20 protein-coding genes are annotated in these 22,673 nt (G+C 57.8%); 13 read left to right on the forward strand and 7 right to left on the reverse strand.

Annotated features, from left to right (window positions below):
• Positions 1 to 124: 124 nt before the first annotated feature.
• Entirely contained in the window at positions 125 to 1,570 is a 1,446-nt protein-coding gene (gene thrC / locus HMPREF2854_RS04265) for a threonine synthase (protein WP_070619358.1), read from the forward strand.
• A gap of 40 nt (positions 1,571 to 1,610) precedes the next feature.
• Here the strand turns inward: thrC and HMPREF2854_RS04270 are convergent, their stop codons facing one another.
• Both HMPREF2854_RS04270 and HMPREF2854_RS04275 read right to left on the reverse strand, forming a co-directional pair.
• Positions 1,611 to 2,273, reverse strand: a complete 663-nt coding sequence (locus HMPREF2854_RS04270) for a LysE family translocator (RefSeq protein WP_148130888.1) — start codon at positions 2,271 to 2,273, stop codon at positions 1,611 to 1,613.
• Positions 2,273 to 2,656: a metallopeptidase family protein gene (locus HMPREF2854_RS04275; protein ID WP_070619364.1), complete on the reverse strand. Its 384-nt coding sequence runs from the start codon at positions 2,654 to 2,656 to the stop codon at positions 2,273 to 2,275. Before HMPREF2854_RS04275 ends, HMPREF2854_RS04270 begins: the two co-directional genes overlap by 1 nt.
• Positions 2,657 to 2,887: 231 nt before the next feature.
• On the opposite strand from HMPREF2854_RS04275, the gene dnaK reads away from it, so the two are divergent.
• The 4 genes from dnaK to HMPREF2854_RS04295 are packed head-to-tail and all read left to right on the forward strand — an operon-like array spanning position 2,888 to position 6,889.
• Positions 2,888 to 4,753, forward strand: coding sequence for a molecular chaperone DnaK (dnaK, locus tag HMPREF2854_RS04280; RefSeq protein WP_070619641.1), 1,866 nt, complete (start codon positions 2,888 to 2,890; stop codon positions 4,751 to 4,753).
• Positions 4,750 to 5,376, forward strand: coding sequence for a nucleotide exchange factor GrpE (locus HMPREF2854_RS04285; RefSeq protein WP_070619366.1), 627 nt, complete (start codon positions 4,750 to 4,752; stop codon positions 5,374 to 5,376). Before dnaK ends, HMPREF2854_RS04285 begins: the two co-directional genes overlap by 4 nt.
• A gap of 29 nt (positions 5,377 to 5,405) precedes the next feature.
• Positions 5,406 to 6,422 (forward strand): DnaJ C-terminal domain-containing protein, encoded by a 1,017-nt coding sequence (locus tag HMPREF2854_RS04290; RefSeq protein WP_070619369.1) that lies wholly within the window; start codon positions 5,406 to 5,408, stop codon positions 6,420 to 6,422.
• An 11-nt stretch (positions 6,423 to 6,433) separates the two neighbouring features.
• Entirely contained in the window at positions 6,434 to 6,889 is a 456-nt protein-coding gene (locus HMPREF2854_RS04295) for a heat shock protein transcriptional repressor HspR (RefSeq protein ID WP_070619372.1), read from the forward strand.
• A 193-nt stretch (positions 6,890 to 7,082) separates the two neighbouring features.
• Here HMPREF2854_RS04295 and HMPREF2854_RS04300 read toward each other — a convergent pair whose 3' ends face one another.
• Positions 7,083 to 7,724 carry a hypothetical protein gene (locus HMPREF2854_RS04300; protein WP_070619375.1) on the reverse strand — a complete coding sequence of 214 codons (642 nt, stop codon included), beginning with the start codon at positions 7,722 to 7,724 and terminating at the stop codon, positions 7,083 to 7,085.
• Between the two features lie 98 nt (positions 7,725 to 7,822).
• Here HMPREF2854_RS04300 and HMPREF2854_RS04305 point away from each other — a divergent pair, with 98 nt between their 5' ends.
• The 3 genes from HMPREF2854_RS04305 to HMPREF2854_RS04315 all read left to right on the forward strand — a co-directional run bounded on the left by HMPREF2854_RS04305 (position 7,823) and on the right by HMPREF2854_RS04315 (position 10,871).
• Positions 7,823 to 9,061: a MurT ligase domain-containing protein gene (locus tag HMPREF2854_RS04305; RefSeq protein ID WP_070619378.1), complete on the forward strand. Its 1,239-nt coding sequence runs from the start codon at positions 7,823 to 7,825 to the stop codon at positions 9,059 to 9,061.
• Positions 9,058 to 9,795 carry a type 1 glutamine amidotransferase gene (locus HMPREF2854_RS04310; protein ID WP_070619381.1) on the forward strand — a complete coding sequence of 246 codons (738 nt, stop codon included), beginning with the start codon at positions 9,058 to 9,060 and terminating at the stop codon, positions 9,793 to 9,795. Before HMPREF2854_RS04305 ends, HMPREF2854_RS04310 begins: the two co-directional genes overlap by 4 nt.
• Before the next feature lie 83 nt (positions 9,796 to 9,878).
• A complete protein-coding gene (locus HMPREF2854_RS04315) occupies positions 9,879 to 10,871 on the forward strand; it encodes a hypothetical protein (protein WP_070619383.1) in 993 nt (330 codons plus the stop codon).
• Between the two features lie 136 nt (positions 10,872 to 11,007).
• Here HMPREF2854_RS04315 and HMPREF2854_RS04320 read toward each other — a convergent pair whose 3' ends face one another.
• On the reverse strand, positions 11,008 to 13,074 hold the full coding sequence (locus tag HMPREF2854_RS04320; RefSeq protein WP_070619385.1) for a prolyl oligopeptidase family serine peptidase: 2,067 nt from the start codon (positions 13,072 to 13,074) through the stop codon (positions 11,008 to 11,010).
• Positions 13,075 to 13,244: 170 nt separating this feature from the next.
• Between HMPREF2854_RS04320 and clpB the strand changes: the two genes are divergently transcribed.
• On the forward strand, positions 13,245 to 15,839 hold the full coding sequence (gene clpB / locus HMPREF2854_RS04325) for an ATP-dependent chaperone ClpB (protein WP_070619388.1): 2,595 nt from the start codon (positions 13,245 to 13,247) through the stop codon (positions 15,837 to 15,839).
• Positions 15,840 to 15,904: 65 nt separating this feature from the next.
• Here the strand turns inward: clpB and HMPREF2854_RS04330 are convergent, their stop codons facing one another.
• The 3 genes from HMPREF2854_RS04330 to HMPREF2854_RS04340 all read right to left on the reverse strand — a co-directional run bounded on the left by HMPREF2854_RS04330 (position 15,905) and on the right by HMPREF2854_RS04340 (position 18,310).
• The gene (locus tag HMPREF2854_RS04330; RefSeq protein ID WP_016444673.1) at positions 15,905 to 16,198 is read right to left on the reverse strand and encodes a hypothetical protein; all 294 of its coding nucleotides are present in this window, start codon (positions 16,196 to 16,198) and stop codon (positions 15,905 to 15,907) included.
• 525 nt (positions 16,199 to 16,723) lie between these two features.
• Entirely contained in the window at positions 16,724 to 17,539 is an 816-nt protein-coding gene (locus tag HMPREF2854_RS04335; protein WP_070619391.1) for a serine hydrolase domain-containing protein, read from the reverse strand.
• A 9-nt stretch (positions 17,540 to 17,548) separates the two neighbouring features.
• Positions 17,549 to 18,310 (reverse strand): exodeoxyribonuclease III, encoded by a 762-nt coding sequence (locus HMPREF2854_RS04340; protein ID WP_070619394.1) that lies wholly within the window; start codon positions 18,308 to 18,310, stop codon positions 17,549 to 17,551.
• Positions 18,311 to 18,375: 65 nt separating this feature from the next.
• Here HMPREF2854_RS04340 and HMPREF2854_RS04345 point away from each other — a divergent pair, with 65 nt between their 5' ends.
• The 4 genes from HMPREF2854_RS04345 to HMPREF2854_RS04360 all read left to right on the forward strand — a co-directional run bounded on the left by HMPREF2854_RS04345 (position 18,376) and on the right by HMPREF2854_RS04360 (position 22,650).
• On the forward strand, positions 18,376 to 19,137 hold the full coding sequence (locus HMPREF2854_RS04345; RefSeq protein WP_070619397.1) for an SDR family NAD(P)-dependent oxidoreductase: 762 nt from the start codon (positions 18,376 to 18,378) through the stop codon (positions 19,135 to 19,137).
• Between the two features lie 5 nt (positions 19,138 to 19,142).
• Positions 19,143 to 20,324 (forward strand): sensor histidine kinase, encoded by a 1,182-nt coding sequence (locus tag HMPREF2854_RS04350; RefSeq protein ID WP_148130889.1) that lies wholly within the window; start codon positions 19,143 to 19,145, stop codon positions 20,322 to 20,324.
• The gene (locus HMPREF2854_RS04355; RefSeq protein ID WP_222563161.1) at positions 20,321 to 20,935 is read left to right on the forward strand and encodes a response regulator transcription factor; all 615 of its coding nucleotides are present in this window, start codon (positions 20,321 to 20,323) and stop codon (positions 20,933 to 20,935) included. Before HMPREF2854_RS04350 ends, HMPREF2854_RS04355 begins: the two co-directional genes overlap by 4 nt.
• An 83-nt stretch (positions 20,936 to 21,018) precedes the next feature.
• Complete coding sequence (locus HMPREF2854_RS04360) at positions 21,019 to 22,650, forward strand: MFS transporter (protein ID WP_070619402.1); 1,632 nt, start codon at positions 21,019 to 21,021, stop codon at positions 22,648 to 22,650.
• Positions 22,651 to 22,673: the final 23 nt, after the last annotated feature.

The raw sequence follows: 22,673 nt of genomic DNA on the forward strand, positions 1-22,673 counted from the left end.
TAATTTTCTTCATTCTAAAACGAGGAGGTAGCCTGCACGCAGACCTGGATAAAGTGGCGCGCAACTTTTGCCCCACACTTTGGAACGATCGGAACCAGGGGTGTGAAATCGGTAGGCTTACCGCATGCGCTACATTTCTACCCGCGGAGTGCCAACCGACCAGCCCCGCACGTTCACCGAGATTCTCCTCGCTGGCCTCGCACCCGATGGTGGCCTCTACATGCCCGTCGAATACCCGCAAGTAGATGCGGATACGTTGCTTACATGGTCCAAGATTTTTCGGGAGGAAGGCTACGCGGCCTTAGCTTTCGAGGTAATGCGCCTCTACATTGATGACATTCCCGAAGAGGACCTGCGGGAAATGTGCAGGCGCGCATACAGCGTAGAAAACTTCGGTTCGCGCGAGGTTGCGCCCATGACGCAACTATCCGACCACATTTGGCTACTGCACTTGTCTAACGGCCCAACCGCCGCGTTTAAAGACATGGCGATGCAAATGCTGGGGCAGCTTTTTGAGTACACGCTGGGTAAGAGTGGGCAAGAGCTCAATATTCTAGGGGCAACGTCGGGGGATACCGGCTCTTCGGCCGAGTACGCGATGCTCGGCAAGGCAGGAATCCGCGTCTTTATGCTCACGCCCGCCGGCCGGATGACGCCATTCCAGCAGGCGCAAATGTACGGCATTGATGACCCGGCGATTGTCAACATTGCCCTCGACGGCGTTTTTGATGATTGCCAAGACGTGGTGAAGGCAATCTCGGCAGATGCTGACTTTAAAGCGCGTTACAGCATTGGGGCGGTAAACTCGATTAACTGGGCTCGCCTGCTTGCCCAAGTGGTGTACTACGTAGCCGCATGGATTCAAGCTAGTGGCACGCCGGCTAATAAGGTCTCGTTCTCCGTGCCAACGGGCAACTTCGGTGATGTTTTTGCCGGCCACGTCGCGCGCAGTATGGGCGTGCCTATTGACCGGCTAATTGTTGCAACTAATGAAAACAATGTGCTCGATGAGTTCTACCGAACCGGCATTTACCGCGTTCGCTCCTCTGAGCAGACTTTCAAAACTTCAAGCCCGTCGATGGACATTTCGAAAGCGTCCAACTTCGAACGTTTCGTGTTTGACCTGGTTGAGCGCGACCAGGCGCGTGTGCGTGAACTGTTTGTGAACCAGCTGGGCGCTCGCGGCGAGTTCTCTCTGGCCGATACGCGTGAGTTTACGGATGCACGCTGCAAGTTCGGTTTCCTCTCCGGCTCTTCAACGCACGCTGACCGGATCGACTCGATCCAGTCGGTGTACCGCCATGACCACGTCCTCATTGATCCTCACACCGCGGATGCGTGGAAGGTCGCGCGCGATGCTCTGCGTGGGGGAGCGGTGGAGCAGCCCCTCGTTGTCCTCGAAACCGCTCTTCCAGTGAAGTTTGCTGAAACCATTGAAGAGGCTTTAGGAATCACTCCGGAAGTGCCCGAACGTTTCGCTTCGGTGATGAATGCCGGCCGCCACGTGGTAGATCTGCCCAACGACCCCGAAGCGGTGAAGGCTCTGATTCGCGAGGTTGTCGACGGCTAAAGTCTCGGCGCGTAGTGTGGTAACGCTGGTGCTCGTTCACTTAGGTGAAGAGCGTTCCCCACGGGATCAGAGCCGCGCCCAAAACTACGAATAGTCCGCCGAGTGCGGCATCGATCGGTTTGTGCAAGCGCTCGTACCCGCGCACGAAAGCCGGCATCGAGGCGGCGAGGGCAACCGCGGTGAACCAACAGCTGGAAATCGCTACCATCACCAGGGTCAGCGCCCCGCCTTCCAAAAAGGTGATCGAGGGCGGCAACATCGAAGCAAACAGGGTCGTGAAAAAGATGACTGCCTTCGGATTACCAACTGTTGTGGTCAAGAAACCGAGGCGGAATGCCTTCCATGCCGGGTAGGGCTCGCTCGAGGGTGCCAGCTGCTCCTCATTAGTGCTTTCAGAGGGGGCGTCATTCCTCGCACGCATAAGTGAGGCAAGAATACGGATGCCGTAGCCTGCAAGAAATACTGCACCTACTAGGCGAACCGCGAAAAACGCAGTTTCAGAGCGTGAAATGAGGGCCATCACCCCGGCCATTGTTCCTACCGCCCACAGGGATGTGCCCGTGCCAATACCGATGCCCGTTGCTATTCCGCGGCTGCGTCCCCTTGAAAGAGTCATGCGTAGCGTTGCCAAAAAGTCAGGGCCCGGTGAAATAACCGCCAGAGTGAACGTCGTTAAGAGCGTAAGCCAAGTAGATGCAGTCACTACGCCCACCCGAGTTCGTGCAACTGATCATCGTCGATGCCAAAATGGTGGGCAACCTCGTGCACGATTGTCACCTGAATCTCGCGCCGAAGCTCGTCTACATCAGCGCACATGCGCAACAGCGGCAGGCGAAACAGTGTTATCTGGTCGGGCAAGTCGCCAAATCCGTAGTCATCGCGCTCGGTCAGGTCAACGCCCTCATAAAGCCCCAACAGGTCAGAGCCGTCCTCAGGTTCTTCGGCTACGAAAATCGCTACGTTGTCGATGTTTTCGAGCATGGATTCAGGCAACTGCGCAAGAACCTCCTCCACGAGGGCGGCGAAGGCGTCCTCGGATATGTCCAGTGCGGTCTCGCCGCGCTCATCATGATTTTCGCTCGACATGTACCCGATGTTAGCGGCCTAGCATCTGCCAATGCACGTCCAAGTTCTTGTCGAAAAATGTCCGGTGTGGCGCGGTTCACTTAAAACGAGTGGTAGGCGGGAATAAATAAAGGGCCCCAAAGGTTGAGCTTAGTAGGCTCAAGTTTGGAGCATTCGGGTTGACAGGAAAACCGCGAAAGGTAGACTTGAGTGCAACAGACTCAACTTGATTTTATGAAGGAGGCCATTGATATGGCACGTGCAGTAGGTATCGACCTTGGCACCACGAACTCGGCAATCGCCACGCTTGAAGGTGGCGAGCCCACAATCATCGCGAACGCGGAAGGTATGCGTACCACCCCGTCCGTTGTTGCATTCTCAAAGACGGGCGAGGTCCTGGTAGGTGAAATCGCTAAGCGCCAGGCAGTGACCAACGTTGATCGCACCATCATGTCGGTTAAGCGCCACATGGGCACCGACTGGGAAGTGAAGATTGACGATAAGGCTTACACGGCGCAGGAAATCTCCGCTCGTATTCTCGGCAAGCTCAAGCGAGACGCGGAGGAGTACCTCGGTGAGCCGATCACCGATGCAGTAATCACTGTTCCCGCATACTTCAACGATGCTGAGCGTCAGGCAACGAAGGACGCGGGCCGCATTGCCGGCATGAACGTAACCCGTATCGTGAACGAGCCCACCGCGGCTGCTCTCGCATACGGCCTCGAAAAGGGTAAGGAAGACGAGCTCATCCTCGTATTCGACCTCGGTGGCGGTACGTTTGACGTTTCGCTCCTCGAGATCGGCAAGGACACCGAGGATGGCGCTGAGTTCTCCACGATCGAGGTTCGCGCAACTTCCGGTGACAACCGCCTCGGTGGTGACGACTGGGATAAGGCAATCGTGGACTGGCTGATCAGTCAGGTAAAGAGCAAGACCGGTAACGATCTTTCGAAGGATCCGGTAGCGATGCAGCGTTTGCGTGACGCGGCAGAGCAGGCAAAGAAGGAGCTTTCGTCCGCAACTTCCACAAACATTTCGCTTCAGTACCTCACGATGGTTGACGGCGTGCCCGTCCACCTCGACGAGTCGCTGAGCCGCGCAAAGTTTGAGGAAATGACGGCTGACCTGCTTGAACGCACACGCGCTCCGTTCGAGGCTGTGATCCGTGACGCGGGCATTTCGGTGAACGACATCGACCACGTGATCTTGGTTGGTGGCTCCACCCGTATGCCGGCCGTTGCTGAGGCGGTTAAGAAGATGACGGGTGGCAAGGAGCCCTCGAAGTCTGTTAACCCGGACGAGGTTGTTGCGCTTGGCGCTGCCCTCCAGGCGGGTGTGATGCAGGGTGACCGCAAGGACGTCCTCCTCATCGACGTGACGCCGCTTTCGCTTGGTATTGAAACCAAGGGTGGCTTCATGACGAAGCTGATTGACCGCAACACTGCGATCCCAACGAAGTCCACGGAGATCTTCTCAACTGCTGAAGATAACCAGCCTTCGGTTCTGATCCAGGTGTTCCAGGGTGAGCGCGAGTTCGCTCGCGACAACAAGCCGCTAGGAACCTTCGAACTGACCGGTATTGCGCCGGCTCCGCGCGGCATTCCGCAGATTGAGGTCACGTTCGACATTGATGCGAACGGCATTGTGCACGTATCCGCTAAGGATCGCGGCACAGGCAAGGAACAGTCGATGACGATCACCGGCGGTTCTGCGCTTCCGAAGGACGAGATTGACCGCATGGTTAAGGAAGCGGAGGCTCACGCGGAAGAGGACAAGAAGCGTCGTGAAGACGCGGAGGTTCGCAACCTTGCGGAGCAGACCGTATACCAGATGGAAAAGATCTTGAAGGATGAGGCGGACAAGATCTCGGACGAGACCGCGAATGCTGTCAAGACCGATGTTGAGGCCGTAAAGAAGGCTCTTGAGGGCGACGACACCGAAGCGGTGAAGAAAGCGCTTGAGACGCTGAACGAGTCCGGCATGAAGATCGGCCAGGAGGTCTACCAGGCTGCGCAGGCCGAGCAGGCCCAGCAGGCTGAAGGTGAGGCCGCTGACGGCGATAATGAGGACGAGGTCATCGACGCGGAAGTTGTCGATGAAGAAGAGGACAACAAGTGAGTGAAGAGCAAAATCGCGATCCCTTCGAGGACCGTGAGGAAGGTGCGGGGGAAGACCCCCGCACCGGCTCTGGCTCGCAATCATCCCCCGGCCAGCCAGCTGAGCCGAACGATATTTCGCATTTGGAGGAGCAGCTTGCAGATGTCAACGCGGAAGCGGACGTCGATGATCCGGCGGCGCTGCGCGAAGAATTAGCGAAGCAGGGCGATGAGCTTGCGCGCGCGAGGGCTGACCATTACAACCTCACGCAAACGCACAACAACTATGTGCGCCGCTCGAAGGCGGACATGTCTAACGCTCGCAAAATCGGGCAGAGCGAGGTCGTGGAGGCGCTGATGCCGGTGCTGGACGACATTGCTGCGGCTCGTGATGCGGGCGCGCTAGAGGACGGCCCGTTCGCATCTATTGCGAACAAGTTGGAGCAGACGCTGGCTTCCCAGTTTGGGATTGAGCGCTTCGGCGCAGTTGGTGATGAGTTTGATCCAATGATTCACGAGGCCGTTATGGCGCAACCATCTTCTGACGTGCAGGTGGAAACGGTTGCGCAGGTAATCCAGGCGGGTTACAAGATCGATGACAAGGTGCTACGTGCAGCGAAGGTCATCGTGGCAAACCCGCAGTAATTGCAACAAAACTTTGGAGGTGAGAAGTAGTGGCTGGACAAGATTGGATGGAGAAGGACTTCTATAAGACGCTGGGCGTGTCTAAGGATGCGTCGGAGTCAGAGATTAAGAAGGCTTACCGCAAGCTTGCGCGCAAGCATCACCCTGACCAGAATCCGGGTGATAAGAATGCGGAGGAGAAGTTCAAGGCGGTTGGCGAGGCCTACCAGGTTTTGTCTGATCCGAAGCAGCGCAAGCAGTACGACGCGATTCGTGCAATGGCTGGCGGAGGGGCTCGCTTCTCTGCGGGGCCGGGTGGTTCTGCCTCTGGGTTTGAAGATGTTTTCTCCATGTTTGGTGGTGGAGGAAACGGCTCTCGGGTTCGCTTCTCCACTTCTGGCGGCTCATCCGGTGCGGGTTTTGAAGATATCCTTTCGAACCTGTTTGCCGGTGGCGGCCAGGGTGGTCACCCGAATTTCTCGGACTACGCGGGTAGGGGAGCGTTTGGTCAGGCCGCGCAAAAGGGCGCTGACCTGTCGGCTGCTACCACTTTGACGCTACGTCAGGCCGTGGAGGGCGCGACGCTGAAAATGACCGTCGAGGGGCGATCCATGACGGTGCGCGTACCCGCCGGTGTGACGGACGGACAGAAGGTTCGTTTGCGCGGCAAAGGTAGGCCGGGCGTGAACGGGGGGCCTGCGGGCGACCTCGTGGTTGCGATCTCGCTTGAGAAGCATCCGGTGTTCAGCTTGGATGGGCAGAACTTGCGCATGAAGCTACCGGTTTCGTTTGCCGAGGCTGCGCTGGGTGCAAGTATTTCCGTGCCGCTACTCGATGGCTCTACCGTGACCGTGAAGGTACCGGAGGGTACGTCCTCCGGAGCGCTTTTGCGGATCCGCGGCCGCGGCGTGAAGAAAGGGCGTAAGAAGGGTGACCTCATTATTGAAATTGAGGTTGCTGTGCCTAAGAACATGTCGAAGGAAGCAAGGGAGGCAGTGGCGAAGCTCGGTGAGCTGACCGCTGACTTCGATCCGCGTCAAGGTCTAGAAGCAAACGCTCGTAAGTAGAGGGAGGTCATATGGCGAACAAGAGGGGTACAACCTACGTTATTTCGGTTGCTGCTGAACTTGCGGGTATGCATCCGCAAACGCTTCGCCAGTATGATCGCCTGGGCATAGTTACGCCGGCTCGCACAAAGGGCCGGGGCCGTCGCTACAGTGCAAGCGATGTCGAGCGGTTGCGTGAAGTTCAGCGCCTATCGCAGGACGAGGGCGTGAATCTGGAGGGTATCCGCCAGATTCTAGAACTGAAACAACGTCTAGATGAGAGCGCAGAGGCAATGCAACTAATGCGCGAAGAGTTAGAAGTGCTGCGCGCACTGGTGCGTGAGGAAAACGAGAAACGCTCACGCGTTTTTGCGGCCACTCCAGATGGCAGTGTGCATACGGTTCGCCGCGGCAGGCGCGTGCGTGTTTCTGGTAATGAACTGGTGCGCCATCCAAAATCAGGGGCGCTGGTACTTTTTCGTCGCTAAACCATAAGGCATTGGAACTGGGGGTGAGTTTTCTCGCCCCCAGTTTTCTGTGCTTTAGCTAAAGATGGGTTTGTGCGCGCGAGTTGGTCTGCTGGTCTCCCCAGAAGCCGCGTGCTTGTGCGCGCGGCAGTCGGCCGCGAACGGTTCAGCGCTAGCAGTTTGCCCGAACAGTCCAGTCCAGGTATTGCGTTGCCTACCCCAGTGCTCCGCCGGGCCTAAAACTCATGGTTTGACCATTTTCGTGCGTGCACGTAGTCACGCCCTCCTTTATTGTGCACGTGAACTTGCTGGCGGTGATGACTTCACCATCCTTCAGGATGGGCGCTGACAATAGATTGTTTTCGCAAAACTCGGCAGAAAAATCGTCCAACGAGGTCGGATCGCTCAGACACATTTGCTGCAGTGGAACATCTGACTGGCACCTGCCGTACTCGGCGCCATCTTCGAAGAGCGTGGCCTGAGTCCCCATGAAAATGCCTTGGTCACATGGAGTATCTTCCACCGGGAAGGCAGGGAATGCTTCACACCGAACGTAAGGGGCGGAGGCTGCCCCCTCGACGATAATGGTGCAAAGAACCGAGTGGTCACTGTTTGTAAACCAGTAGCCCGCATTACCGGCCTGCGCTAGTTCCGTGTTGACGCCAAGCTCGTACGCCGCCGAATCAACCTGCGTGGAGGCATCCTCGGACGAGGTGGGGGTCTCAACGCTAGTTTCGGAAGGGGCGGTCAGGGGAATTGGCGTGGGAGGAGGGCCGGGAAGCTCCTCATCAGACGAACACGCTCCTAAAATCATTACAGAACATGCGAGCGCGGCCAATGCTATGTGGCGCTTCATTGCTAACTCCTAACGGCCCAAACTGAGAGCTAAATTATTTCGGTGACCCCAAACATTTGTAAACTGAGTTTTGTTCATCTTAACGAGAGGTGCGGACAATGCAGGTTGGTTTGCGGGGGTCCTTTGCAAAAAATGCGGGCCGTTTCGCGGCCTGGGCGTCGCAAAAAAGTGGCCGCGGGTCGGGCGGAGTGATTGGTGGCCGGGTTGCGTTAGCTCTTGATCCCAAGGTCTTAGAAAAGGTTAGCCGTGGCAAGAAGATCGTTATTGTGACGGGTACCAACGGCAAATCGACTACCACCTCGATGGTGCGCGAAGCCTTGAAAACTAAGGGACGAGTGGCATCCAACGTGCTTGGTGACAACATGACGGGTGGTGTTGCCGCTGCGTTGATTGAAGAGGGCGAGGCGGAGTTTGCTGCCCTGGAAGTTGATGAGCTCTACGTGCCGGCTGTTGCGCGGGCGGTGAAGCCAGCGGGTTTTGTGCTGCTTAACCTGTCGCGAGATCAGCTGGATCGAGTGGGTGAAGCCGGGGCTGTGGAGGCGCGAATTCGCCAGGCTGTTGATGAGAATCCGCAGGCGTTTGTGGTGGCAAACTGCGATGATCCGCTGATTGTGTCGGCCGCGTGGGATGCGAAGAACCCCATTTGGGTGTCTGCGGGAGTTACGAGGACGGCCGACTCGGTGACATTCCCTCGCACTAACACTCCGGTGGTCCGCTCCGGCGATTCCTGGCACGTGCCCGGATCTTCATTCGCGCGGCCAGAACCCGCGTGGACAGTGGAAGATGGTGCGGTTGTGTTTGCGGGCGCCGCGCATCCCCTCGCTATTGCTCTGCCTGGGAGGGCAAACCAGGGCAACGCCGCGCAGGCGGTTGCAGCTGCCCACGCCCTCGGGGTCAATATCGATCAGGCCATCTCGCAGATCAATAAGGTCACGCAGGTGTCTGGGCGCTACGCCCGCCGCAACTTGGATGGCCGTCTAACCCGTATCGTCCTCGCAAAGAATCCGGCTGGATGGCAAGAATCGCTTTCCATGGTTGAGGAGGATGCTTGCATTATCCTCGCGGTGAATGGCCGGATTGGGGACGGTGAGGATCTTTCTTGGCTGTGGGACGTGGATTTCGCGCCCCTGCAAGGCCGCAAGATCATCGTGTGCGGGGAGCGTCGCGCAGATCTTGCCGTGCGGCTCGAGTATGCAGATTTCGAGTTTGAGCTGGTTGAAACTCCGCAGGATGGCCTCGAACGAGCGTCCCAAGGAAATGTGGACGTGGTAGCTAACTACACGGCTGCGCACGGACTTAACAATTGGATTTCCCGCGAGTATGAGGAGGTCAAATGAGCGCCCTACAAATCGGTTTGATCATGCCCGAAACGATGGGCGCGTACGGTGATAGCGGCAACGCCCTCGTACTTGAAAAGCGCCTGCAAAAACGCGGTTTTGACGCTGAAATAGTGACCGTGCACGTGGGGGATGAGGTGCCGGATAGCCTCGATTTTTATCTTCTTGGAGGAAGTGAGGACGCCGCGCAGCAGGTTGCGGTGCAGCGCCTTGAAAAGTCGGGAGCAGTGCGCCGAGCCGCGGATCGAGGAGCCATAGTTTTTGCGGTCTGTGCAGGTTTGCAGGTGCTTGGCGCTTCTTATGAGGACGAGGATGGGCGCCAGGTGGATGGCTTAGGGCTGCTCGATGCGCAAACCCGGCGGGGGACAGAGCGTAGTGTGGGTGAACTTGTAACCACGGCTTTGCTCCAGGGCGTTGGCGAGCCCTTGACCGGGTTTGAGAACCACCTCGGGGTTACAGAGCTGGGGGTTGATGCGCAACCACTTGGAGCTGTCCTGCGCGGGCATGGAAATGCCCTAGATTTGAGTGATGAGGGACAGCGGGTAGACGGAGCGGTGCAGGGAAGCGTGTTTGCAACCTACATGCACGGACCCGTGCTTGCGCGAAACCCACAGCTGGCGGATTATCTTATCCGTCTTGCAACCGGCCAAAAAGATCTGAACCCAATCGATACTGCCGCAACCGCTCTGCTGCGTAAACAGCGGCTAGAAGCCTCCGGAATTACCCTCAAATAACCCTGATTTTGCGCACTATCCATTTAGGAAAATAACAGGCCCAAGTAGTATGAACATGTAGGCCGCGAGCGTAAGGATTTACCATGAGCGACAATCAAGACTTTGACCGCAACGAGCCGCAAGACAGTGGGCAGGTGCCCGAGCAGCCGCAGTTTGGCCGCAGGATTGAGGACGAGCCTGGCTATGGTCAGCCGGGTTATGGCCAGGGCTACGGTGGTTTGAACGGGGAGCAGCCCGGTCATAATCAGACCGGTCAGCCCGACTACGGCCAACCCGACTACAGCCAGTCCACTTACGGCAACTACGGGTATGGAGCAACAGGTAACCGCAGTCAGCAGGGCGCGGACGGTTATGGCCAAACTGGTTACAATCAGCCGGGTTATGGCCCGGCCTATGGGCAGCCGTCTAATGGTCAGCCGGGATATGGCCAACCTGGTTATGGTCAGCCCGGTTACGGCCCCGCATACGGCCAGAATGCCTACCAGGGTGGTGGTCGAGCGCCGATACAGCTTCCAGGTAGGGGTGGCTCGATCGCGATGATCGTGATTGGTGTGGTCATGATGCTCGTGATTGCTCCCGCAGCGTTTTTGATGAGTTTCGCGGTAGGTGCGCTTCAATCCTTGGACACGTCTTCTTTTGAGCCGGTTCAAAATGGCGGGAGCATAGAGGTTGGAAGCACGGGCGTGGTTACGGTTGTTTATTCCAACGACATGTCCGGATCTGATGGAGCGTCTAGTGGGCTAGATGTGCAGGTTGGTGCGGTAACCCCATCTTGTACTTTGGTTGGACAAAATGACACCTATCCACTGGTGCCGGTAGGCGATGGGGAAGGCGCGATGGCAACCGATGTGCCTGCCGGAACTTACACGCTTAAGTGCGAGAATGCGGATGGCCAGAACATCCTCGTTTTCGGTGGCGAGTTCTTTGACGACGTGATCTCTTCGTTCGGGCCAAGCATGATTATTTCGGCGATCGTCGGATTTGCTGGTTTGGCTCTGCTGATTTGGGGCATCGTCAAACTTGCGGGTGTGAACCGCGAGCGTAGAGCTATTGAGCTGCGAATGCAGGGCTGGTAAGCCGCGTAGCTAAGTAAAAATGATCGGAGCGACAAATGCTCCGATCATTTTTTATGCCCTAACCGTGCTTGGCTTGCGTCCCTCCCGCGAAGTTGCGTGAGCGCTTGACGCTGGTGCGGTTACCTGCCCGATGTGGCTATTCGCCGCAGAGGTGCTGCCAGAGGAATTCCCAGGCCAGTGCACTCATTTTTGCCCGCTGTTTGTTGTCGGCCGCGCCGGCGTGGCCTCCTTCAATGTTTTCGTAGAAGAGTACATCGGCGTCCGCCTCATCCATTTTCGCAACCATGGTGCGCGCGTGTGCGGGGTGCACGCGGTCGTCGCGCGTGGAGGTGGTGAATAGGACCGGCGGGTATTGCTGGCCCGGCTGGAACAGGTGGTAGGGGCTGAATGTCTTTATGAATTCCCACTGCTTGGGGTCGGATGGGTCGCCGTATTCTGCCATCCAGGAGGCTCCGGCCAAAAGTGTGTGGAAGCGGCTCATGTCTAGTAGCGGAACTTCGCAGACGATGGCGCCGAAGTGTTCGGGGTATTTGGTGAGCATCATGCCCATTAGGAGGCCGCCATTGGATCCGCCTCGCGCGCCGAGCTGCTGTTTTGTGGTTACGCCGCGGGCTACGAGGTCGTCGGCAACTGCTACGAAATCCTCATAGGCGCGGTGGCGGTTGGCTTGCAGTGCGGCTTGGTGCCACTTGGGGCCGTACTCGCCGCCTCCGCGAATGTTGGCAACCACGTAGGTGCCGCCGCGCTCAACCCAGGCCGGGCCGGCCGTACCAAGGTAGGAGGGGGTCAGCGAGACTTCGAATCCGCCGTACCCGTATAGCAGGGTTGGGGCGGGTTCGGTTCCCGGCGTGCTGATCTGGAAGTAGGGAACTTTGGTGCCATCTGCGGAGGTGGCGAAGTGCTGGCCCACTTCCACGTTTTGTACGTTGAATGTTGCGGGGGCTTTGCGAACCGTGGTGGCGCTCAGGGTTTCTCCGGATTTGGATAGTTCGAGTAGTGAGAGCGTCATGGGAGTGGTGAAGCCTGTGGCGTGCAGCCACAACTGGTCGCTGGTGCGGCTATCAACCGCGCTCACTTGGAGAGTCGCGTGCGCGGGAACTTGCCCGTTGCCGCCTGTTGCCAAGTTGAGGTCGCGTCTGTCCCACCCCGTGTGTTCGGTGGTGGGCGGGGTGAGGATACCCAGGCGGTTGGAGACGTGGTGGAGCACGTTCACCACAACGTGATGCCTGGTAGTTGTGACGTCTTCTAGGGCAGAGGCGTCCGTCGGTGTAAACAGGCTGTGCGCTTCGAAGTCCTCGTCGAAGGCGTTGTCGAACTGGGTTGCAACCAGGGATCCTGCTTTGAAGGTCTTGTCACCTACGGTCCAGTCTTTCTTTGGACGCATGAGCATCCAGTCGCGCCAGGGTCCGGCCTCTACGTGTGTTGGGACCTCAACTTTCTTGAGAACATACTGTGCCGTTGGATCTGCAATGAACGTTTCTGATTCGTAGAACGTGATGAGTCGGCTAATCATTACGCGCTGCCAGCCGGGCATCGAATCGAAGTGGGGGAATACACCAACGTCGCTTTTTTCGCCCTCAAAAATGATCTGCGCGTCCTCGAGGTCTTGTCCGCGCTTCCATAGTCGAACCTGACGCGGATAGCCCGAATCGGTCATTGTGTCTGGGCCAAAGTCGCGGCTTACCAGGATTTGGTCCGCTGTTATCCAGCTGCATTGGCCTTTTGACTCGGGCAGGTTGAAGCCGTCTTCAACGAACGTGCACGTGTCAACGTCGAATTCGCGAATCACGTCCGCATCGCAGCCGCCATCGGAGAGCGCGATGAGCGCCCGCGAATATTCGGGGAAGAGGAGGGAGGCTCCGTGGAACACCCACGCTTTATCTTCGCTCTTGGCCAGCTCGTCGATGTCGAGCAGAACCGACCAGTCGTCCGCTCCTTGCAGGTATGCCGAGGCCGGTTGGCGGCGCCAAAGGCCGCGCGGGTTCTTCTCATCAACCCAGAAGTTGTATGCAAAATCGCCTCTGATGCTGGCGTAGGGGATGCGGTCTGGATCGTCTAAAACGTTCTTAATCTGTTCTTCGATGTTTAAAAAACGCTTCGTCTCCAGTGTGCTAAGCGTGCGGCTGTTGTGGGAATTTACCCAGGCAAGGGCTTCTTCGCCCTGAACTTCGTCAAGTAGTTCGATGTTGATCTTTTCATTCATATTTTAAGTATCGGGCACTGGGCGGCTTGCGACTACCTCGAAACACGAGAATTCGCCGCTAGCTGTGAGCTGGTTCTCAAAAATTATGAAGTTGAGTGGAATAGACTCAAGTTTAGAAGCGTTGTACTTCATAGATGACATTTGCCCAGTGGGCGAAAGGATGATTTGAAGTGGACAATAAATTTACAACCAAGGCCCAAGAGGCGATCAGCGCAGCCGTGCAAACCGCTGGCGCTGCGGGCAATCCTTCAGTTGAGCCCATGCACTTGCTACATGCGTTGCTCGATCAGCCTGAAGGTATCGCGATTTCAGTTTTGGAGGCCGCGGGGGCTTCTCGTAAGGGTGTGGGACAGAAGGTACGCGCCGCGCTAACTCAGATGCCGTCAACCCAGGGGACCTCGGTGTCACAGCCGGCCGCCTCACGTGCGTTCGGCAATATTTTGGTGGAGGCGGAGTCGGATGCGCGTGCCATGGGGGACGAGTACATCTCCACGGAGCACCTGCTCATTGCGCTCGCAAAATCTGACACGGATGCGGGCCGCATTTTGAACGAAGAGGGCGCTAGTGCAAGCGCCTTGCAGTCAACACTATCTGCACTTAGGAAGGAGCCGATCACGACTGCTGACCCGGAGGGCTCATTTGAAGCTCTCAAGAAGTATGGGCGCGACCTCACAGAGGTTGCGCGCGAAGGCAAACTCGATCCTGTGATCGGACGTGACGAGGAGATTCGCCGCGTCGTGCAGGTGCTTTCTCGCCGGACAAAAAATAACCCAGTTCTGATTGGTGAGCCGGGCGTCGGCAAGACCGCGGTTGTGGAGGGTCTGGCGCAGCGTATCGTGGCCGGTGACGTACCCGAATCGCTTCGTAACAAGAGGCTGATCGCTCTCGATCTGTCTGCCATGGTTGCGGGTGCGAAGTACCGCGGTGAGTTCGAGGAACGCCTGAAGGCCGTTTTGAACGAGATCAAGTCTGCAAACGGCGAGATCATCACGTTCATTGACGAGCTTCACACCATGGTTGGTGCGGGCGGCGGCTCCGAAGGTGCGATGGATGCGGGCAATATGCTCAAGCCAATGCTTGCGCGTGGAGAGCTTCGCATGGTTGGCGCAACCACCCTCGACGAATATCGGGAGAACATCGAGAAGGATCCGGCGCTTGAGCGGCGTTTCCAGCAGGTGTTTGTAGGCGAGCCTTCCGTGGATGACACGGTTGCGATCTTGCGCGGTATTGCGCCGAAGTACGAGGCCCACCACAAGGTCACCATCTCTGACGGTGCGCTACTCGCGGCCGCGGAGCTGTCCAACCGCTACATCACCGGCCGGCAGTTGCCGGACAAGGCAATCGACCTTGTGGACGAGGCGGCGTCTCGCCTGCGCATGGAGCTTGACTCGTCTCCCACGGAGATCGACCAGCTTCGCCGCCAGGTGGACCGGCTTCGCATGGAGGAGTCCTACCTAACCGAATCCGATCCTGAGGGCGAGGACGAGCAGACCGCTACGCAGCTTGAGAAGGTGCGTGAGGAGCTTGCCGATCTTGGAGAGGAACTTGCGGCACTCACCGCCAGGTGGGAGGCCGAGAAGGCTGGCCGTAATAGGGTTGGTGATCTGCGCGTGAAGCTCGATGAGCTTCGTACCGAGCTGGAACTCGCAATGCGTGAGGGCCGTTGGGAAGAAGCAGGGCGCCTACAAAACGGTGATATTCCCCAGGTTGAGGCCCAGATTGCGAAGGCGGAGGAAGCTGAGGATCACGCCGATGAGGGCGAGCCGATGATTCCCGAGCGGGTTGGTCCTGCTGAAATCGCAGCCGTGGTTGAAGCATGGACGGGAATCCCCACGGGCAGGTTGCTGCAGGGCGAAATGGAGAAACTACTTTCCATGGAGTCTTACATCGGTAAGCGCCTGATTGGGCAGGTGGACGCGGTTCGCGCCGTATCTGACGCGGTGCGTCGTTCTCGCGCTGGCGTGTCTGACCCGAATCGTCCAACCGGTTCGTTCATGTTCCTGGGCCCAACTGGTGTGGGTAAGACGGAGCTTGCGAGGGCGCTCGCGGACTTCCTCTTTGATGACGAGCACGCGATGGTTCGCATTGACATGTCGGAGTATTCGGAGAAGCATTCGGTGTCGCGCCTGGTTGGCGCGCCTCCGGGGTATGTGGGTTACGACGAGGGTGGCCAGTTGACTGAGGCCGTTCGTCGCCGCCCCTACTCGGTGGTGTTGTTGGACGAGGTGGAGAAGGCTCATCCGGAGATTTTCAACATCTTGTTGCAGGTGCTGGACGATGGCAGGTTGACGGATGGTCAGGGGCGGACGGTTGATTTCCGGAACACGATTCTGGTGCTAACTTCTAACCTTGGCTCGCAGTTCCTGGTGGATTCATCGATGGGTGAGGACGAGCAGCGTGAGGCCGTGCTGAATACGGTTCGCGCGGCGTTCAAGCCGGAGTTCTTGAACCGTCTGGATGAGATCTTGGTGTTCAAGGCTCTGACTAAGCAAGAGCTGTCGAAGATCGTTGACATTCAGGTTGATCAGATGGCTGGGCGTTTGCGCAGCCGTCGGATTGCCCTGCACGTTGATGATGACGCGAGGACGTGGCTGGCCGAGCACGGGTATGATCCCGCGTTTGGTGCACGCCCGTTGCGTAGGTTGATTCAGCGTGAGATTGGAGACCGCTTGGCGCGCATGATTATTGGAGGCGAGGTCCCGGACGGAGGTTCGGTAACCGTGAAGGTAAGCGGTGATGAGCTGAAGTTGGAGGCCAGCGCCTAACCTGGACAAGTGAAGGGCTAGGAGGAAAACCTCCTAGCCCTTCACTGTGTCTTCTGGCTTGCCGGCTAGCCTTGTTGCTGGTTTGGCTCCTTCTGTGGAGTTTCGCTGAATTTGGGTAGTGAACGCATGACAATGCCCGCAATGATGCAGATGGATACAACCGGCAGTAGCGTGAGTCCTTGAAGCTCGTTGGTAATGAACTGGAGTGTCGCCGCTAGTGGTCTGCTGAAAGTCTTTAGGCTGGGAGCAAATGCCAGGTGGGTGAGGGCAGACCTTGTGAATAGTGAAATCGCGTAAATAACCGCTGCGATTTGAAACAAGAAATTTGATAGGCGCGTAGGGTCAATTTTCTGTCGCATTATCGAAGATCTCCCCACCATTCTGACAAAATCTGCAAACGAGTGCTTCTGTGTGTTGTGCGCAAACGAGTGGCCGTGATTGGTCGCAAGTCCATTAGATTTGCGCAGTTTGGAAAACCGGGCACCCCCTCCTCGACTATACATCGGAATATGCGATATACGGGGAAAAGAACGACGTCTATTATCATTACGAAAATCGCAAGTAAAGCGTTGGCGGAGGGCTGCCCGGTCAGATTGCATGGCAAGTTAGGAAACGTGGCATTAAGGAAGTCTGCTAGAAGGATAAGACCAAGCGGAAAAACAAGTTAATGCCCAGGTCAATCGGAACACTGATTACTGTGCTGATCATATTCGTTATCCCGTTACCATGTGCACTCTACTTAGCTTGAACCGAGTGGGTATTTTCGGGAACTGGAGATGTTCCAAAGGAGTTCATTGTCTCCTATCTGTTAGGACTCTTCTTGCTCTCTGGGGAGCGTTACGGTTGTATTGTCGAGAGCTGGAGGGAAGAAGTAGACCTTAGAGTCAGACCATTTCGAGGAAGTGGTCTCCCAGGGCTTGCCAGTTTTTGCGATGCCAGGCCCCGAACGGTTCGGCCCCGAGGAATGCCATGGCGCGCCCAGATTCTGGGTCTACCCAAAGGAGTGAACCGGATTGGCCGAAGTGTCCGAAGGTGCGCGCCGAGGCCGCGCGCGGGAACCAGGTGCGCACTTTCGCTCCTTTGATTTCAAAACCTAAACCCCACGTGTTGTCCGAATATCCGCCGTAACCGGGCGTGACGCCTTTCAAACCCGGGAAAGCAACCGAGGTTGCCTCCCGCGCCAACTCAGGCGATATGAGTGTGGGGTTTTGAAACTCGCGGGCAAGGGCCACGAGGTCACGGATGGATCCGGCCCCAGCGTATGCTGCGGATCCGTCAATGTGTGTCTCTATCAGACCGAGCGGCTCCAAAACGGTTGCCTCAACCCAGTCCTCGAAAGTGAATCCCGTGGCTGCCTCGACCGCCCACGACGCTTCTTCAATACCGCGGTTGGAATAGATCCGCTTTTCCTCGATGCCGGCCTCTAGCACAGGCTCGTTGAAGGCAAGGCCGGAGGTGTGGGCAAGCAGGTGGCGTAGTGTCACAACCCGCTGGCCGTCGGCAATAGCTACCTCATCATCGAGGCTGATCATGGCCCGCTGCACGGCAACAAGAACCCCCATTGCGGAAAGCAGCTTGGTGACCGACATGAGGGGGTAAACCAGCATGGAATCGCCGTATTCGAGGACGCGGCCAGGCTCCATGAAAGCCATGGAATATTCGAATGGTGGCCGCAGATCTTCCGGTAGACCGTCAGGCATTTCGACCTCCTAAAAGTCGATGATGACGGGCACGTGGTCAGAAGCGCCCTTGCCTTTACGCTCGTCGCGGTCAATCTGCGCGCCGGTCACCGCAGAGGCGAGAGCGGGGGAGGCGTAAATGAAATCTATCCGCATGCCCTCATTCTTGGGGAAGCGAAGTTTTTGGTAGTCCCAGTACGTGTAGTTGGTGACTCGCTCGCGCGTGACCTCTTCCATTCCGAGCTTCGCAAAGTAGTTGAAAGCGTCTCGTTCGGGCTCTGACACGTGGGTTGCGCCCTCAAAAACGGAAATGTCCCACACGTCCTCATCGAATGGAGCAACGTTGAAGTCGCCCACAACCGCTAGTTGGCGCCCTTCCATTTGCGTGGCGGCGTGGTCGGCCAGGCCGCGCATGAACTCGAGCTTGTACTGGTAGTGCGGGTCAGTAAGTGAGCGTCCGTGAGGAATATAGGTACTCCACACGCGCAGAGGGCCGCACGTGGCACCGATTGCGCGCGCCTCAATCTTGTCGCGGAATGTGGGCTGGCCGGGGAAGCTGGTTTCAACCTCATCTATTCCAACGCGAGAAGCAATTGCCACACCGTTCCACTGGTTGTAACCCACCATTTCCACCTCGTAGCCGGCCTCTTTGAACGCGTCCAGAGGGAACTGGTCGGGCTTACATTTGAGTTCTTGCATGGCAAGCACGTCAATGTCGGCGCGGTTCAGAAAATCGATGACGCGCTCGTGGCGCGCGCGGATGGAGTTCACATTCCAAGTGGCTAGTCGCATGGTTTAACCCTACCTTCCGGCGTCAAATGTGGCATAAGGGAGGGAGTGCCGCCTAACCTATTTGTATGGGTACTGCTTTGGTTACCGGGGCGTCTTCGGGCCTTGGGGAAGAGTTTTGTTGGCAACTGGCGGCCGCGCGGCACAATCTTGTGTTGGTTGCGCGCCGGGAAGATAAGTTGCGTGAGATCGCGGAGAAGATCGAGGCGGCCTCAGGCGTGCACACCGAGGTGCTCGTGGCGGACCTTGGCACCGCGAGGGGGCGCAAGGCGGTTGTGGAGCGGCTCCGCCAAGATGAGCGTCCCGTTGGCCTGCTCGTGAACAATGCTGGTTTTGGTTTGGGCGTGCCGTTTCGTGAGAACAGCATGACTGCTGAAACGAAGGCATTGGACGTGATGGTGCGGGCCGTTATGGAGCTTACGCACGCGGCGGTAAACGCCATGTTTGATCGCGGTCACGGTGCAGTTCTGAACGTTTCTTCCGTTGCGGCAGACACCGGCATGGGTACGTATTCCGCACACAAGGCGTGGGTGAAGGCGTTTTCCGAGGGAGTGGCTGAAGAGTTGCGCGGAACGGGCGTGAGCGTCACGGCAGTCATGCCAGGCATGGTTAATACGGCGTTCCACGACAGGGTGCAAACTGTTCCCGAGGAGGTTCCAAAAATCTCGTGGATCAGCGAGGCACAGGTAGTGGAACAGGCCCTCGCAGCGGTTCGCCGCCGTCAGGTGCTGGTGACCCCCTCGGCGCGTTACAAGGTAGCAATGTTTGCCACCAAGATGTCGCCGCGTTGGATGGTTCGCGCGGTCACTTCGCGTCTGCCCCACATGTGAGTGCTTTGAACTCGCGGGCTTTAGCTATTGCAGCCTCGTTCCTGCTGGCCTTGACAACCGTTGTGGGCGTGGCTGGAGCGTTCACGGGTGGCTCCCCGGTTCTAGGTGTCATTTTAGGGGTCGCGTTCTTGGGCGCCTACGCGGCTGGAATGATGCTCGGGCATCGTGCGCACGCCAGCTCTGACGCTTTAGGGCAGGGGGTTTCGCACGGGCGTTACACAATCGTGTGGATGCTGGTCCTCACCTTGATTTGGGTGGGGCTGCTGGCCGTGTCAGATACGGCTATTTGGCTTGCATTCGCGCTGGTAATCATCCAGGTGGGGGTGCTCGGCCCTTGGTGGGGCTCGATAGCGGCAGGCATAACGGGCCTAATCGCCGTGGGAATTTCCGTTGCGCGACTACCCGCAGATCACCCGGTTGGCGCCGCAATCTTGGGACCACTCCTGGGCGTAGGCATTGCCCTGGTAATAACGTGGGCGGGAGTTACCGTGATTACCGAGGCAGCTTCGCTGCGCAAAGCCCTTCGTGAACTGAGTCAGACGCGCACGCTCCTAGACCGGGCCGAGGAAGAACGCATTTTGCAACGCGAACGGGCGCGCATGGCAGGCGAAATCCACGACACGGTTTCGCAGGATTTATCCGGGGTGGCGATGCTGTTGCAGGTGGCGCAAACAAGCCGTGATCCGCACGAGGTTGCGCGGCTGATCGATCAGTCTTTGCAGGCCGCGCAGGGGGCGCTTGCCGATGCCCGGCGGGTAACTAAGGCTCTGGCTCCGCAAGAGCTTTCGGGTGGACGCTTAGAGGTTGCTCTGCGCGGTCTCGCCAATGAGCCTGTCCTGCTGGGTCTAAATATCACTTTTGATATTGATGAGGGAGTGTCTGCGCTCAACCTGGGGCAGGAAGCGGCGCTTCTGCGCGTGGCTAAATCCGCCCTTGTAAACGTAAAGGAACATTCGGGAACTGCGGCGGCCACCGTTCGCCTCAAGGCAGATGATAGGGCCGTGCGGCTTGAGATTGAAGATCACGGTCAGGGTTTTGACACGTCCATGCCAGAAGACGGACGCGGTTTTGGTATTCCCACCATGCGGGAGCGAATGAGTGAAGTGAGTGGCGCTCTAGAGATTTTTAGTGAGGACGGTGTGCTCGTGCGCGCCTCGGTTCCGATAGGTGAGGACGGGGCCGAGTGAAGGTCGTAATTGTCGATGACCACGCGGTTGTGCGGATGGGACTGCGCGCGGTTTTAGAAAACGTAGACGGCGTTAACGTGGCCGCTGATTTTGCGCGAGCTGAGGACTCCATCAACTGGCTTCGAGCCCACCCGGTAGACCTCGTGATCATGGACCTGCGATTCAAACAGCCTGGGGCAATGAGCGGCACCAGTGCCGTGCGAGAAATCAAACGGATGGGCGGGCCGCCCGTCCTCGTTGTCACAACATACGGGTCCGAACCGGAAATCTTGGGCGCTCTAGCTGCGGGCGCGGCCGGATACGTTCTCAAAGATGCAGACACTGCGGAACTACAACGCGCGGTTGAGACTGCGGCGCGGGGCAAACAGTTCTTGGGTTCGGGAGTGCAAGCGCAGATCAAACACAGCGGAATGCCCGAACTTACGGGCCGGGAACTGGATGTGCTTCGCCTTGTGGCGCAAGGCAAAACTAATGCGGCCGTGGCTAGGGACCTATTTCTTTCTGAAACCACGGTTAAAACTCACCTGAACCGCGTGTTTGAAAAACTAGCGGTGAACTCGCGGACCGCGGCCGTGGCGAAAGCGCGATCCGTGGGCTTGTTGGAAGAGTAGGGCGAATTCATCCTTTCGGTTGATGTGGCCCGCGCTTTGCCTCACCACTATGGAAGTAGAAGTTTCGTAGTGTTGGAGGGGAAGTGCAGGACGCACAAAGGGCGCAATCAAGCGGTGAAACGGGTGTAGTGCAGGCGCCCTCAAAACGAGATTGGGGTGCGCTGGCGGTGCTCGCCGCTTCGCTGGGAGTGATCGTGTTAGACGGCACGATCGTGGGCGTGGCGCTGCCAAAAATCATTGGGGACCTAACACTGACGCTCGCGGATGCCCAGTGGGTGAACAGCTTGTATGCGGTGATCGTGGGCGCGCTGCTACTTGCCAGTGGTTCTGCGTCAGACCGGCTTGGGCGGCGCAGGTTACTGGTGATTGGCATGATCATTTTCATGGCGGGATCTGCGGTCGCAGGTGTTGCCGGGTCGGCCGCTGCGCTCCTGGCAGGCCGCGCGGTGCAGGCAGTAGGCGCTGCGGGAATAATGCCGGCTACGCTCTCAACCGTGAATGCCCTCTTTCGTGGCAAGTATCGCGCAGCCGCGTTTGGTATTTGGGGCGCGGTAATCTCCGGAGCCGCCGCGATAGGTCCCCTGCTTGGAGGAGTGCTAACCGAGTGGGTTTCCTGGCGCTGGATCTTTTACGTGAACCTGCCTCTGGGTGCGCTACTCGTACTATTTGCCCTCAAGGTTGTTCCTCAAACCAGGGGTGAGGCCGGTGGGAAATTCGACGTGCAGGGCTTCGTGCTCTCCAGTCTGGCGCTTGGTAGCCTCGTGTTCTCCATCATTGAGGGACCGCACGTGGGGTGGTGGAAACCCACTTCAGAGTTCAGCTTTCTCGGTCTTACATGGACGCAGGCCTCAGCGATCTCGGTGGTACCCATTTCACTAGCGATCGCGCTGGTCGCACTCGCGCTGTTTATCTGGTGGGAGTTGCATCTAGCTAAGCGCGCCAACGGCCCTTTGTTGGACCTATCGATGTTCACAATCGGCACGTTCTCGTGGGGCAATCTCACGGCCGCAACGGTTGCAATCGGAGAGTTCGCCCTGCTGTTTGTGCTTCCGCTCTACCTCATCAACGCGTATGGGACCAGCGTGATAGATGCCGGCCTGATTCTCGCAGCCATGGCTCTGGGAGCATTCATATCCGGAGGCCTTGCGCGCCACATCGCAGCCAGGCTCGGCCCGGCAGGTACAGTCATTTTAGGGCTTGGTCTGGAGCTTGCAGGAGTTGCCGCTCTTGCCTCCTTCATGGATCCGGCCAAGTCCCTGGCCTACCTCGTTGCCCCTCTTCTTGCGTACGGTCTTGGTCTGGGTCTCGCGTCTGCGCAGCTGACCGGCACCATCTTGCGGGACGTCCCAGTCACTAAATCTGGCCAAGGTTCGGCAACCCAGTCCACGGTTCGTCAGGTTGGTTCGGCGCTTGGCACAGCGTTCTCGGGCGGCGCGCTCGCGGTGGGGCTCGGTAGTTCGTTGCCGGACGCGCTGTTCTCGGTCAATTTGCCCGCCGCAAAGCTGGATGATCTGATCGCTGCTACGAAGGCTTCGGCGGGTTCAAATCTGTTGCAACTGCGCGAGCAGATGGGCGCTGATTCTGAGCTGGTGAGTCATCTGGTGGGCGGTTTTGCGCAGGCAACCCGCTCTTCCCTGTGGGTATCCGCAACTTTCCTCGGCGTCGGGTTATTGGGGTCGATTATGGTTTGGCTCGCGGCTCGCAAGTCAGATTAAAGAGGTGGTTCTCCACTGCATGC

This window comes from Actinomyces sp. HMSC075B09 (assembly GCF_001812395.1).
GTDB lineage: Bacteria > Actinomycetota > Actinomycetes > Actinomycetales > Actinomycetaceae > Gleimia > Gleimia europaea.